This window comes from Streptomyces sp. SP18BB07 (assembly GCF_036322545.1).
Taxonomy (GTDB): Bacteria; Actinomycetota; Actinomycetes; order Streptomycetales; family Streptomycetaceae; genus Streptomyces; species Streptomyces deccanensis.
On record NZ_JAQYWT010000360.1, the window covers coordinates 117263 to 130773 of the forward strand.

The following is a 13511-nucleotide window of genomic DNA, read 5'->3' on the forward strand; positions in this document are numbered from 1 at the left end:
TGACCGGGCGCCGACACCGACGGTTCGATCCCCGGCCCCGACCGACCCGCAGGGCGGTCAGGGGCTGTCGTCGTGCGCCCGTCCCGGATCCAGTCCCAGACGCATTCGACGACGGAAGTTCACGACGTGCCGAACCGCACCACACCCTTGACTCCCGCGCGCCCGGCCACCGCCGGCTCGCGACTCTCCCGCACCGGTCTCTCCCGCACCGGTCTCTCCCGCACCGGCCTCTCTCGTGCCGGGCTCCTCGACGGCCCCGCCCCCATCCTCGTCGCGGCGGTGCTGTGGGGCACGACCGGGACCGTCGGCTCGCTGGCACCGGCCGGCGCCCCGGCGGCGGCCATCGGCTGCGCCGGTCTCGCCCTCGCCTTTGCCCTCACGTTAGCCCCCTTGGCGAGGGCCACTTGGTCGCGCCCTGCGCGAAGCCGTCGCAGACGCAGCGCTGCGGCGGCTTCCCGCCGATGCCCACGGCGGGGGTCACCGGGACTGTCACCGCGCCGGTCGCGCTGCTGCCGGCCTGCTGCGACCCTGCCGGACAGCTGCGGCTGATCGCCCGCACCACGCCCCTGCCCACCCCCGTACGACGCGACCTGGCGCGGCACGTCCATCCGGCCGGCCCCGAACACCCCTGGCACGGGCGCCGGTTCAGCGCCGGACGGGGGACCCGCGGCGAGCTGGAGTACCACCCGGGGCGTTGCGACCTGGTGGCCGAATCTCAGGTTTGACCGGAGGGTGCATCCGTTTTAGTGTGGAGATAATTCGGAGATGGCCTCCGTTTTGATCGGGTCGCCGTACCGAGAGAGTGCAGGAGGGTGTATGAGCGCCACGGAGCAACAGGGACGCAAGCCCCGCGCCGACGTCCAGCGCAATCGCGCAGCCCTCCTGGAGGCCGCCCAGCGCCACTTCCTGCGGGACGGCATCGGCACGTCACTGGAGGCGGTCGCCAAGGAGGCGGGCGTCGGGCCGGGAACGCTGTACCGACACTTTCCCACCCGTGAGGCCCTGCTGGCGGCCGTCCTCCAGGCCCGCGCCGAGGAACTGGTGGCCCGGCGCGAGGACATCGCCGGCATCGACGACGCCGGTGCGGCGCTGACGCAGTGGCTGCGGGCGATGGAGGACTACGTCAGCGCCTACAACGGGCTGCCCGAGCCCCTCATGGCGGCGACCCGGGCGCAGGACCCAGATAATCCGCTCACCGTCCCCTGTGGCGAGCTCATCGCCACGACCGACGCGTACGTGCGAGCCGCACAGCGCGCCGGGTACGTGCGCCCGTCGGTGACGGGCCACGACTTGTTCCTCGCGGCCTGCTCGGTCGCCTGGATCAAGGGCACCGGCGCCACCGGGGAGTCGGTCGACCGGCTGCGGGCGCTCGTCGCCCACGGATACCGCGAGCCGGACGACCGCGCCTAGCGGTCGGCACCTCACTCAAGACCGGACCGCCGGAATAGGTCCCGGCGCCCGACGGGACCGGGCTATGACCCGGCGATCCCGCCACGCCGTCATCACACCAAGCCGCCCGCAGGGGTGGTATGACCTTCGAAGGGACAAAACATGAAAATAACTGTTATCGGTGCTGGGGTGATCGGCGGAAACCTCGCCCGCAAGCTGAGCCTGGCCGGTCACGAAGTCCAGGTGGCCGACGCCCGGGGGCCCGAGGCCGTCGCGGCCGAAGTGCTGGAGGCGGGCGCCCACGCGGTGGTCCTGGACGCGTCGGTCCAGGGCCGGGACGCGGTCATCCTGGCGATCCCGTTCGGGGTGCACGAGAAGCTGGCGGAGCTGATCGCCACCGCCCCCGCCGAGACCGTGGTGATCGACACCTCGAACTACTACCCGCACCTCAACGGGCGGATCGAGGCGGTGGAGGACGGCGGCCAGGTGGAGAGCGTGTACGCATCCGAGCTCCTTGGCCGGCCCGTGATCAAGGCGTGGAACGCCGCCCTGGCCGAGACCCAGCGCACCCGAGGACTTCCGGCGGGCACGGCGGGCCGTATCGCCATCCCGGTCGCCGGCGACTCCGCGGAGGCGAAGAAGGTAGCCATGAGCCTGGTCGACGACACCGGCTTCGACCCCTACGACGCCGGCGCTCTGGCCGACTCGTGGCGCCAGCAGCCGATGGGCCCCGCCTACTGCACCGAGCTGACCCTCGATGAACTCCCCGCCGCCCTGGCCGTGGCCGACCGCGTGAAGGACGCCGCCGTCCGCGACAGCATGCTCCAGCGGATCGCCGCCCTCCCCGCCGCCCCCACCCTTGACGACATCGTCGAGATGAACCGCGCCGCGCACCGCTGACACCCCACCTCCCGCACGGCGGCGCACGCGTGGGGCCGCGGCACCGGAGGTGCGCGGACGTCGGGCACGTCCCGTCGTGTCTCCGGTGCCGCGGCCCCACGTGGTCACGGTGCACGGCTGCCCGCCGGGCGCGCAGGCGCAGCGACCCGGAAGGACCGGCCGCCGCACCGGGCCGTCGAACACTTGTGGCGGCTGCCCGGGGCGAACCTGTCCAGCTACACGGACATGGATCAGTTCGTGCGCTACGCGCAGGCCGCCGAGCGCGGCAAGATCCCCTGACGGCGCCAGTCGTGCCCTGCAGCGCCACGGCGCGTTCTCCGCACCCGCGACCAGCGGGCTCCGGCAGCGCAAGGCCACCGGCGTCGAGGAAGTCATGGTCCAGGACGTCATCTCGGACCCCGAAGGCCGGGCGCACTCGCGAGCGCTGCTGGCCCAAGCGCTCGACGTCACCCCCGCCTCACCTGCCAGGTCACTCAGCTGATCCGGCTCCATCCCCACCATCGCTCGGCTGACAAGCGCACAGTGCCGCCCGGGGATGCGAGTACGGGGACGCCGCAACAACCCGCCTGAACACAACACTCTGGAAGGGACCCGCTTTGCCCGCCACCGCCTCGTTCTTCACCGATCTCGCGCGGACCCGGCACTCCCCCCGGCAGTTCCTGCCCACTCCACTGCCCGCCATGGACATCCGCGGCGTTCTGGAAGACGCGCAGACAGCCCCCTCGAACAGCAACACCCAGCCGTGGCACGTCCACATCGTCTCCGGCGCGGCTCGCAACGCCCTGAGTGAGGAACTCCTCGAGGCGTACGAAAACGACCTGACCTCCCCCGACTTCAGCTCCGATTACGGCGAAGGCGTCTACCGGCAGCGGTCGCACCAGCACGCGGCCATCGTCTACGGCGCCCGTGGTGTCGACCGCTCGGACCGGGAAGGCAGGACAGAGGTCATCCGCGAGAACCTGAGGTTCTACGGAGCGCCCCACGTCGCCCTCCTCTTCATGCCGGTGCTCGGCGACGGGGTGCGAACAGCCGGCGACATCGGCATGTACGCCCAGAACTTCCTGCTCTCGCTGACCGCCCGCGGATACCGGGGCATCCCGCAGGCCGTCCTCGGCGTCTACGCCGACACAGTCCGCAGGTCCCTCGGTGTAGACGACGAGCTCAAGCTGCTGTTCGGTATCGCCTTCGGCATCGGTGATCAGACGTCACCCATGCATGACATCAACATGGGACGTATCCCGCTGCGGCAAAGTGTGGTCGTGCACGACACCCCCGGCGTCCTCGACAACCGCTAGCCCCACAATCGGCGGCTCGGCCTGCTCCTGCTGCTCGTGAACACTTGACGCTCACTGCGTAGCCCAGACGCTGACCTGACTGGCTGTACTCGGTGTGCACGGTCGCGGTCGCTGCGCCGGTCGGGGTGTGGGATCTGCAGTCGGGGTCGACCGGCTGAATCCGGCCGATGGGGACCGCTTGTCAGTCAATATTTAGGTTAGGCTAACCTTCTTTTGTGAGATCTGGTGAGGAAGCAGCCGACACCCCGAGGTTCCGCGGGCACGCACTGTCGGCCACGGGCGTGACCGTGTCGTACGACGGCGTCGACGTCGTGCACGACGTCGCGATCGCGCTCCGGCCCGGCGAGGTGACCGCCCTGGTCGGCCCCAACGGCAGCGGCAAGTCCACGCTCCTGCGGACCGTAGCCCGGCTGCAGCGGCCCCGCCACGCCGCGCTCCGGATCGACGCCGACACCGACGGACTCGCCCTGACCTCCCGTGAGTTCGCGCGCCACGTCGCCCTGCTGACCCAGGGTCGGCCCACGCCCAGCGGACTGACCGTGCGGGACGTCGTCGAGTTCGGCCGCTACCCGTACCGGGGCCGCTTCGGTCGCAGGGACCCCGACGCGACGGCCGCCGTCGACCGGGCGCTCGCGCTCACCGGCGTCCTCGACCTCGCCGAGCGCGGCGCCGACCATCTCTCCGGCGGGCAGTTGCAGCGGGTGTGGCTCGCCAGTTGTCTCGCCCAGGAGACCGGCGTCCTTCTGCTGGACGAGCCGACCACTTATCTGGACCTGCGCTACCAGGTCGAACTCCTCGACCTCGTCCGCGATCTGGCGGACGACCACGGGATCGCCGTCGGCGTCGTGCTGCACGACCTCGACCAGGCGGCGGCCGTCGCCGACCGGATCACCCTGCTCGAAGCGGGCCGGATCGTCGCCGAGGGCCGCCCCGAGGACGTCCTGACGCCGGAACGGCTGACCGCCGTCTACGGCATCCGCATCGATGTCGACACCGACCCCCTCACCGGCCGACTGCGCACCCGCCCGATCGGTCGTCACCTCACCCGCACCACCACCAGCGAAAGGCTCCGCTCCACCTCATGAGACGTCTCCTGCTCCCCGCGACCACCGTCGTCGCGGCGCTCACCCTCGCCGCCTGCGGTACCACCGAGCCCGCCGCCGACAGCACCGAGAAGGCCTCCGAGGCCATCACCCTCACCGACTCCACCGGCAAGAAGGTCGAACTCGACGGCCCGGCCACCAAGGTCGTCGCCACCGAGTGGAACGAGGTCGAGTTCCTCCTCACCCTCGGCGTCGACCCCGTCGGCGTCGCGGACGTCAAGGGCTACAAGACCTGGGACCAGGCGGTCCCGCTGAAGAACGAGCCCAAGGACATCGGCACGCGGGGCGAGCCGAGCATGGACACCATCGCCTCCCTCAAGCCCGACCTCATCGTGGCCTCCTCCGACCTGGCGCCCGCCGCCGTCAAGCAACTGCGCGAGATCGCCCCGGTACTGGGGATCCAGTCCGCTGACGCCTCCGACCAGATCGGGCAGATGCTGGACAACCTCGACCTCATCGCCAAGGCCACCGGCACCACCGACCGGGCGAAGACCGCCCGGGAGAGCTTCGAGGCCAAGGTCGCCGAGGGCAAGAAGGCGCTCGCCGACGCCGGACTCGACGGCACGGACATCGCCTTCGCCGACGGCTACGTCGCCTCCAACCAGGTCTCCCTGCGCCCGTACACCAGCGGTTCGCTGATCGGCGCCGTCAACGAGCGGCTCGGTCTGAAGAACGCCTGGAAGGTGAAGGGCGACGCCGACTACGGCCTCGGCACCACCGACGTCGAGGGCCTGACCGGCCTGCCGAAGGACGTCCAGTTCGCCTACATAGGCAACGACGAGGACGAGACCAGCAACCCCTTCGGCAACGAACTGGCGAAGAACGCCGTCTGGAAGTCCCTCGCGTTCGTGAAGTCCGGCGACGTGCACCGACTGCCCGACGGGATCTGGATGTTCGGCGGACCCGGGTCGATGGAGGCGTACATCGACGGCCTCGTCGACGCACTGACAAAGTAGACGAAGTAGACGAAGTAGAAGCAACGAAGCAGTAGCAACGAAGCAGTAGCGACGAAGCAGAAGCACGGAGCCATGGCCGTCACCGCGACTTCCCCCGCCACCCGTCCGTCGGCAGCGGCGACCCGGACGGGCGCGGCCGCGGTGACGGCCGCGCTCGTCCTCCTGGTCGCCGCCCTCGCCGTCGTCGACCTCACCCAGGGCACCGCGGCCGTCGGGCCCGCCGAGGTGCTCAAGGCCCTGACCGGACGGGCCGACCCGGGCGACGCGTCCGTCGTCATCGCCTCGCGGCTGCCCCGGATGACCGCCGGCATCCTCGTCGGCGTCCTGCTCGGGGTGGCGGGCGCCGTGCTCCAGGCCGTCAGCCGCAACGTCCTCGCCTCGCCCGACACCCTCGCCGTGAACGCCGGTGCCTACCTGGCCCTCGGCATCGTCGGCGTCACCGGGGTCTCACTGCCCCTGCTCGCCTCCTCCGGCGTCGCCTTCGTGGGCGGACTACTGGCGGCGGCCGTCGTGCTCTCCCTCTCCGGCCTCGGCACGGGCACCGTACGGCTCGTGCTCGCCGGCACCGCCCTGATGCTGGGCCTGAACTCCCTCACCGAGGGCCTGATGCTGCTGTTCCCGCAGCAGACCGAGGGCCTCTACCAGTGGAACCAGGGCAGCATCGGCCAGAACGGCTTCGACGGCGTCCTGCAGATGCTCCCGGTCGCCGCGATCGGGCTCGTCGGCCTGCTGCTGACGACCCGTCGGGTCGACGCGCTCGCCCTCGGCGACGACGCCGCGCGCGGGCTCGGCGTCCCGGTTCGCGCCACCCGGGTGTCGGTCGTCGTCCTCGCCACCCTGCTGTCCGCGGCGGCAGTCACCCTCGCCGGACCCATCGGCTTCGTCGGCCTGTGCGCGCCCGCGCTGGTGCGGCCCCTCGCCCGCCGCTTCCGGGGCTTCGTGCGCACCCGGGGCTCCGTGCCCGTGGCCGGCCTGGTGGGGGCCGGGCTGGTCCTCGGGTCGGACGTCCTGCTGCGCGCCCTCGTCCCCTCCGACACGGCGGTCGCCGTACCCACCGGCGTCGTCACCAGCCTGGTCGGTGCGGTGTTCCTGGTGGTGATGGCGCTACGGCTGCGGGACACCTCCGGAGCCGAGGCGCCCGACCGGCTGCGCATCCCCAGCCGTACGGCGTTCCTGGTCACGCTGGCCGTGCTCGTGGCCGTGACGGTGGGCGTCACCGTCGCCGGCGTCCTGCTGGGCGACAGCAAACTCCTGCTCGGCGACGTCGCGAACTGGGCACAGGGACGGGCCGGCCGGACCGTGTCCTTCGTCCTGGACACCCGGGTGCCGCGGGTCCTCGCGGCCCTCTGCGCGGGCGCGGCCCTCGCCCTGGCCGGCACGCTGGTGCAGGCCGTGACCCGCAACCCCCTCGCGGAACCGGCGATCCTGGGTGTCTCCGGCGGTGCCGCGCTGGGCGCCGTACTGCTCGTCACCACCGTGCCCGTCGTCGGGGGCTGGGGCGTCGCGGGCGCCGCGTTCGTGGGTGCCGCTCTTGCTTCGGTGGTCGTCTTCGGGCTCGCCGCCCGGGGCGGCTACCAGCAGAACCGGCTGGTCCTCGTCGGCATCGGTGTGGCCGCCGCGACCACGGCACTGATCAGTCTTCTCATCGTGCTCACCGACCCGTTCAACGCCACCAAGGCGCTGACCTGGCTGTCCGGTTCGACGTACGGCCGGACCATGCCGGACGTGCTGCCCGTCGCGTGCGTGGTGGCCGTGGGGCTCGTCGTCGCGGTCGCCCGCCGCACCGAACTGGACCTCGTCTCCCTGGACGAGCACACCCCGCGCCTGCTCGGCCTGCGACTGTCCCGGGCCAGGCTCGGGTTCCTGGTGGTGGCCGTCCTGCTCAGTGCGACCGCCGTCGCCTCCGCCGGCACCATCGGTTTCGTGGGCCTCGTCGCACCGCACGCGGCGCGGGCGCTCGTGGGCCGACGGCATGTACGGGTGGTCCCGGTCGCCGTGCTCCTCGGGGCCACGCTCGTCTGCGCGGCGGACCTCCTCGGCCGTACGGTGATCGCCCCCGCCCAGCTCGGCGCCGGGCTGATGACCGCCGTGATCGGCACGCCGTACTTTCTCCACCTGCTGATACGAAGCAGACGGTAGTCCACGAGGCCGTCGCCCGAGGGTGCGCGCCGACCCGTCCCCGCCGTGCTTAATCGATCGCACGGACGGATCGTGCCGGGCACAATCGGCGCCATGTCGACCACCGCGGAGCAACTGCTGTCCGCCCTCGCACCGTTGCCGTTCCCCGCCCGCCTCACCCTCACGGCACGGACCGCCCGCGGGCTCGCGGACGCGGGGACCCTCGCCCCGCTCCTGACCGACCTGGACGGCCGCGGACCCTACGAACGGCGGCTCGCGGCGCTGGCGGCCCTCGTCGGACGGGACGTGGAGTTCCTCGCGGAGCGACTGGCCGACCCGGACCCGGTGGTCGCCGGGTACGCGCGGCGCGCCGCACGCGACCTGCCCGTACCGGACCGGGCGGTCGAGGCGGCCTACGACGACGCACCGGCCGTGCGGCGACAGCGGCTGGCCCGTCTGCTCGCCGCCGGAGGCCGCACCGCACTCGCCGAGCGGATGGTGGTCCGGCTGCGCGCCGAGTGGGGCGACGCCGAGGCCGCGCGGCTGCTGCCGGCCTGCTCCACCCCGTTCGTGGCACGGGAGTTGCCCGGACTCGCACACGCCGTCGACGGCTGGACCCGGCTCGCGTCCCGGCACCCCGACCCGGTGCTCGACCACGCCGAGCGGACCCTGGCCGACCGGGCGGGCGGGGAACAGCGGGACGACTGGTGGCGGGTGCACGCCACCACGGTCGCGGCGCTCGCGCCCCTGCGCCCCGAACGAGTGCTGACCCTGCTGGAGCGGCACGGCCCCGGCAGCCTGCCGCCCGCCCTGAGCCGGGGGCTCACGCCCTTGGCCACCGCCGATGTCGAACGCGTCATCCGCTGGATCACCTCCCCCGACCGCGAGCGGCAGCGCCACGAGCCGGTGCCGCCCCCCGGAGTGCTGCGCGCGCTGGTGCGGGCCGAGCCCGCGTCACTGATCGCGCTGGGCCGGCACTGGCGGCGGCGCGGCCCGCACTTCGGCGCCTTGGTCGGAGCCATGGCTCCGGGCCGACGCCCCGCGTTCGTCCACGCCGTCGGCGGCGACGCCGCGGAGGCCGTCCTCGAACTGCTGCCGCGCGAGCGTCGCTGGGCGGAGGTGCGGCGCGCCGTGGCCGCGTTCGACGGCACCAACTACTGGTGGGACGACCTGGACACCCTCGCCCACGGTCCGCTCGACGAGGCACGCCCCGCCCTGCTGGCCGCGATCGGGCGGTCCGACGCCGACGACCGGGCCGCCGCCTGGCCGCTGTTCGTGGCCTGCGCCGCCCGGGACGGCGGCCGCGCGGCGATCAACGAGCTGCTGACGACGGCGGGACGACGGCTGCGCAACGATCGGGACCCCGTCCGCGCCGCGGCGCTCGGCGCCCTCGCCGCGACACCCCCGCGCGTCTTCGCCCCGGACGACGCCCCGCTGCTCGACACGATCGCCACGGGCGCGCTGGAGGCACGGGACACGTCGCCCGACACCCTGACGGCCCTGCGCACCCTGGCCGTACGCCTGCTCGTCGAGCACGCGACGGGGGGTGAGGCCGCGACCGGGGATGGGGCCGGCGGAGTCGGGCTGGGGGAGTGGGCACTGCGGGTGTTGGTGCGGATCGCCGAGCGGGTCGGGGTGCCCGACTTCGGGGAGCTGCACCGGGAGTTGCGCAGGGGGCAGGAGCACGAGGTCCTCGGCGCCCTGCGGCCCTGGCTCGACGCCGGGGCCGGGCGGGCCGACTTCCGGCTGCTGTTGGGGCTGGCCGCCGCGCTGGGACCGCGCGCCCGGCGGCTGCCCGAACTCCAGGACCGGCTGGCCACAGCCGTGGAACGCGGTGACGACGAGACCGTCGACGCGGCGGCCCGGCTGTGGCTGGCCGCACCGGCGACCCGCGACGAACGGGCCGCCCGCATCGTCGCCCGCGAACCGTCGGCCGTCGCCCTCCCTCCCGTACGGCACATACTGTCCCGGCGGCGCACGGACCTGCTGGACACCCTGCTGGCCGAGACCCCGCCCCACGGCCGCTTCCTGGTGGAGGGCGCCCGGCGCCCGCTGCCGGACCTCGGCGACAGCGACCGCTGGCTGCCACGCCAGCAGCGGGCGGCGGTCCGGCTGGCCGCACGGGCGATCGCGGACCGTACGCTCCCGCTCGACGAAAGGGCCGTGCTGATCCGGGCCGCCGCCCCGGTGCCCGAGTTCGGGCGGGCCCTGGCGCTCGCGCACACGGACGACCCGGACGTGGTCGTCGCCGAGGCCGCGCTCGGCGCCCTGCCCCGAACCGACCGGCCCCACGACGCCCTGCCGACGCTGCTCGACCAGGCCGACGGCGACCGGGCCGGGGTCGCCGTGTACGCGGCGGCACGCGCCGCCCGCCACACCGCCCCGTCCCGACTCGCCCACGCCCTGGGCCCGTTGCTCACCGGGGAACGGCCCGCGAAGGTCACCTCCCGCAAGGAGGCCGTACGGCTCACCGCCCACTTCCTGCCGCCCCGGAGCGCGGCACCCCTGCTGGCGCGCACCTACCACGCCCCCGACGGCCACCCAGACGTGCGGGCCGCCGTCGTCCGGGCGCTGCCCCCGCTGCTCGACGAGCCGGAGGCCCGGGCCCTGCTCGAGGACGCGGCACGCGACGACACCGCCCCCGTGCACGAAGCTCTCCTGGCCGTCACCCCCTGGGAGTTGGCCGAGACGCACCGCCGGGCGTACGCCGCCGCCGTCTTCGCGGCGTACGACAGGGCCCTCGCGCTCTCGGAGGGCTACGGCGGCCACGCCGTGCTGCGTGCGATGGCGGTGTGGTGCCGCTACTCGCCCGAGATCGCCCACCGCATCTCCCGGACGGTCAGCGACCTCGGCGACCGGACGCGCTGGAGCTTCGCCGCTTGGGCGCTGCGTGATCTGGCCGTCTCCGAACTGCCGCACCCCGTGGGCGGCGCCGCGCCCGGCAGCGTCTTCCACAGCGCGGTGGCCGAACTACTGGCCGCGACGCACACGCCGGAGGGCGGCTGCGACGCGCTGGAGAGCCGTGACGTGCCTGCCTTGCAGAGGCTGCGGCCCCTGACGTCGTTCGCCTACGCCGCGGACGTCCGCACCGAGTTGCTGGAGGCGGTCGCCGCGCAACTGGCGGGCGAACCGCTGCTCGCGGCGGAACACGCCGAGCTGCTGGGCCAGTTGGTCGACCTCGCCGTGGAACCGACCGAACTGCTCGGGCGGCTGCGGGACCTGGCGGCGGCGTTCGAGGACGTCGGGGTGAGTGTCGCGGTGCAGACCTCCGACCGGCTGCGGACGTCGGCGCACCGCGCTCCGGGGTGCGCCGAGGCCCTGATGACCGCCGCCGACGGTTTCGCCCGCGACGGTGGCACCGCGACCGGCCTCCTGGCGGTCGGCCTGGTGCGGGGGGCGGGGCAGTCCCTCGGCTGGACCGAGGAGCGGCGCGCCCTGCTGCGGCTGCTGCGGCGCCATGCCGACCCCGATGTGCGCCACCAGGCGTACCGGACCACGACGCACCACGAATGACGGCCCCGAACGGTCCGCGCGGCACCGACGAGAACGGCCACTGGCATGTCACCGGCGACGTCGACGACTTCCTCGCCCGAGCCGGGGACTTCCTGCGCTCGCGTCCCGCCCCGCACACCGTGCAGCTCACGGTCACCGAGACACTGCGTACGTTCGGGGCGGACGCCTACGGTGCCGAGGCCCCCGTTCTCGGTCGGCTGGAGCGTGCGGGCGAGGTCCGCGCCACGTTCTTCCGCACCCCGCCCCACCGGCTCAACCTCACGCCTCTCACCCCCGGGGAGGCGGACGCCCTCGCCGCGCGTCTGGCCGGCCCGCGGGACCGCGAGCGACTCGTCCGTTGGTACGACGAGTTCGCCGCCGCCGTCGGAGAGGCGCCGTCCGGAGCGGCGGCCGCCCGCTTCGCCGAAGGACGTGTCACCCTCTGGGAGACCCCGGACGGTGTTCCCGTCTCCATGGCCGCGGTGACCCCGGTGATCGCCGGTCAGGTGCGGGTGGCGGCCGTCTACACCCCGGCCCGCCTGCGGGGGCGCGGGTACGCGGGGGCCGTGACCGCCGAGGTGAGCCGTGCCGCGTCGGCCGCGGGCGCCCAGCAGGTGCTGCTGTTCACCAACCTCGACAACACCACGAGCAACGCGCTCTACGTCCGCCTCGGTTACCGCCCGGTCGACGACTTCACCGTGTACGACTTCGCACCGCCAACACGCTGACGGGGCGGGGCGGAAAGGGCGGCGCGTGGGCGGGGCGCGTCGTGGAGGGGGCGGGGCGAGGGCTTCGAGGGTCGGGTTGGAGGCGGTGCCCGAGGCCGGAAGCCCACGGACCGGTGGACCTGGGCCGGTCCGTGGCGCCACGGCCACAACACCCTGCAGAGACGTTGCCCAAGCCCCCGAGAGTCGAAGTCAGGGCCGCCGCGATCGAGCGCCGGGGTCCATCGTGACTGCCGGAGCTGCCGGAGCTGGCGGAGCTGCCGGAGCTGCCGGGGCCGCCGGAGTGGCCGGGGCCTCCGGAGTCGTTGTGGTCGGTGAGGGTGGTTTGCGGAGGAGGAGTAGGGCCGCGTCGTCGTGGAGGCGGCCGCCTACGTGTTTGAGGAGTTCGTCGTGCAGGGCCGTGAGTGTGTGGGACGGCTCCTCGGACAGGTGGTGTGCCAGGCGCTCCGTGAGCGGATAGAACTCGCGGTCGCGGTCCCGGGCCTCCGTGACCCCGTCGGTGTAGAGCAGCAGCTGGTCGCCGTCGGCGAAGGGCAGCGTCTGGAGCGCGGGGGTCTCGCCCGTGAGGGCACGCAACCCGAGAGGCGGCGCCGGAAGGGCCGGCTCGACGGGCACCACGCCGTCGCCACGCACCAGCAGCGGCGGCGCGTGCCCGCAGTTGACCAGCTCCAGCCGATCCGGCTCGGAGTGCCCGGCGACCACGGCGGTGACGAAGTCGTCGCAGCGGAGGTTGCGGGCCAGGCTCCGCTCGATCCGGTCGACGACGGCGAGCAGGTCGGGCTCCTCGTACGCCGCCTCGCGGAACACCCCGACCACCAGAGCGGCGACCCCCACCGCGGGCAACCCCTTGCCACGCACATCACCCACGATCAGCCGTACCCCGTAGGGGGTGGGTACGAGCGCGTACAGATCCCCGCCGATACGGGCCTCCGCGGCGGCCGCGCTGTACCGGACGGCCACCTGGAACGGGCCGACGACCGCCGGCACCGGTTGCAGAAGCGCGTGCTGGGCGGCCTCGGCGACCGAGCGGACGGCGTCGAGGACCCGCTCGCGCCGCCCCCGCAACGCGCCGGCCAGGCCGCTCGCCAGGGTGACGGCCGCCAGCGCGGACAGCACGGCGGCCAGCTCACGGCCCGGAGCCCCTTCCCGGACGCCGAGCAGTGTGCCCAGCACGCCGGCCAGCAGCCCGACACAGAGGACGCCGCCCGGCCCGCTGGTGGTGGCGGCCAGCGCGGGCCCGACGGCGAGCAGCGGCAGCCACGTCAGCCCGGTCCCGCCGAACAGACCGACGACCACGATGACGGAGACGATCAGCACGGGCAGTACGGGCGTCCCGGAGGCCAGCTGCGCGGCGGCCCGGTTCCGGGGCGACGCGCCCGGGGCGGCCGGTCGTGTCCGGGGCGGCCCGATCGGACCGCGGTCGGCACCGAGCTCTCGGGTGTGACTCATGTTTCGCCCGCAGTCCTCACCTGTCCGTGGAGCATGCACTCCGGAATTGTCCGTTTGGTCCAGGAAAGAGGATCGGCTCGGGCA

Annotated in this window: 9 protein-coding genes and 1 pseudogene; 9 read left to right on the forward strand and 1 reads right to left on the reverse strand. The window is 73.6% G+C overall.

The window, feature by feature from the left end; genetic code table 11:
* The first annotated feature begins 461 nt into the window (after nucleotides 1–461).
* The 9 genes and pseudogenes from PUR53_RS38925 (at nucleotide 462) to PUR53_RS38965 (ending at nucleotide 11981) form a co-directional block, all read left to right on the forward strand.
* Entirely contained in the window at nucleotides 462–725 is a 264-nt protein-coding gene (locus PUR53_RS38925) for a hypothetical protein (protein WP_329911492.1), read from the forward strand.
* 91 nt (nucleotides 726–816) lie between these two features.
* Nucleotides 817–1410: a TetR/AcrR family transcriptional regulator gene (locus tag PUR53_RS38930; protein WP_329911493.1), complete on the forward strand. Its 594-nt coding sequence runs from the start codon at nucleotides 817–819 to the stop codon at nucleotides 1408–1410.
* 141 nt (nucleotides 1411–1551) lie between these two features.
* Nucleotides 1552–2289, forward strand: coding sequence for an NADPH-dependent F420 reductase (locus PUR53_RS38935; protein WP_329911494.1), 738 nt, complete (start codon nucleotides 1552–1554; stop codon nucleotides 2287–2289).
* Between the two features lie 596 nt (nucleotides 2290–2885).
* Nucleotides 2886–3584: a nitroreductase gene (locus PUR53_RS38940; protein ID WP_329911495.1), complete on the forward strand. Its 699-nt coding sequence runs from the start codon at nucleotides 2886–2888 to the stop codon at nucleotides 3582–3584.
* 215 nt (nucleotides 3585–3799) lie between these two features.
* Nucleotides 3800–4669 (forward strand): ABC transporter ATP-binding protein, encoded by an 870-nt coding sequence (locus tag PUR53_RS38945; protein ID WP_329911496.1) that lies wholly within the window; start codon nucleotides 3800–3802, stop codon nucleotides 4667–4669.
* A complete protein-coding gene (locus PUR53_RS38950) occupies nucleotides 4666–5643 on the forward strand; it encodes an ABC transporter substrate-binding protein (protein WP_329896598.1) in 978 nt (325 codons plus the stop codon). The genes PUR53_RS38945 and PUR53_RS38950 overlap by 4 nt, the downstream gene beginning before the upstream one ends.
* 63 nt (nucleotides 5644–5706) lie before the next feature.
* A pseudogene (locus PUR53_RS38955) lies at nucleotides 5707–7782 on the forward strand (iron ABC transporter permease); the annotation flags it as partial.
* Nucleotides 7783–7875: 93 nt separating this feature from the next.
* Nucleotides 7876–11274, forward strand: coding sequence for a hypothetical protein (locus PUR53_RS38960; protein ID WP_329911497.1), 3399 nt, complete (start codon nucleotides 7876–7878; stop codon nucleotides 11272–11274).
* Nucleotides 11271–11981, forward strand: a complete 711-nt coding sequence (locus PUR53_RS38965; RefSeq protein WP_329896596.1) for a GNAT family N-acetyltransferase — start codon at nucleotides 11271–11273, stop codon at nucleotides 11979–11981. Before PUR53_RS38960 ends, PUR53_RS38965 begins: the two co-directional genes overlap by 4 nt.
* A 189-nt stretch (nucleotides 11982–12170) precedes the next feature.
* Here PUR53_RS38965 and PUR53_RS38970 read toward each other — a convergent pair whose 3' ends face one another.
* On the reverse strand, nucleotides 12171–13427 hold the full coding sequence (locus PUR53_RS38970; protein ID WP_329896595.1) for a PP2C family protein-serine/threonine phosphatase: 1257 nt from the start codon (nucleotides 13425–13427) through the stop codon (nucleotides 12171–12173).
* Nucleotides 13428–13511 lie beyond the last annotated feature (84 nt).

Excerpts from the sequence above, each read along its gene's own strand:
- PUR53_RS38925 (WP_329911492.1), top strand. The coding sequence starts at position 462 with ATGCCCACGGCGGGGGTCACCGGGACTGTCACCGCGCCGGTCGCGCTG.
- PUR53_RS38965 (WP_329896596.1), top strand. The coding sequence starts at position 11,271 with ATGACGGCCCCGAACGGTCCGCGCGGCACCGACGAGAACGGCCACTGG.
- PUR53_RS38935 (WP_329911494.1), top strand. The coding sequence starts at position 1,552 with ATGAAAATAACTGTTATCGGTGCTGGGGTGATCGGCGGAAACCTCGCC.
- PUR53_RS38930 (WP_329911493.1), top strand. The coding sequence starts at position 817 with ATGAGCGCCACGGAGCAACAGGGACGCAAGCCCCGCGCCGACGTCCAG.
- PUR53_RS38960 (WP_329911497.1), top strand. The coding sequence starts at position 7,876 with ATGTCGACCACCGCGGAGCAACTGCTGTCCGCCCTCGCACCGTTGCCG.
- PUR53_RS38950 (WP_329896598.1), top strand. The coding sequence starts at position 4,666 with ATGAGACGTCTCCTGCTCCCCGCGACCACCGTCGTCGCGGCGCTCACC.
- PUR53_RS38970 (WP_329896595.1), bottom strand. The coding sequence starts at position 13,427 with ATGAGTCACACCCGAGAGCTCGGTGCCGACCGCGGTCCGATCGGGCCG.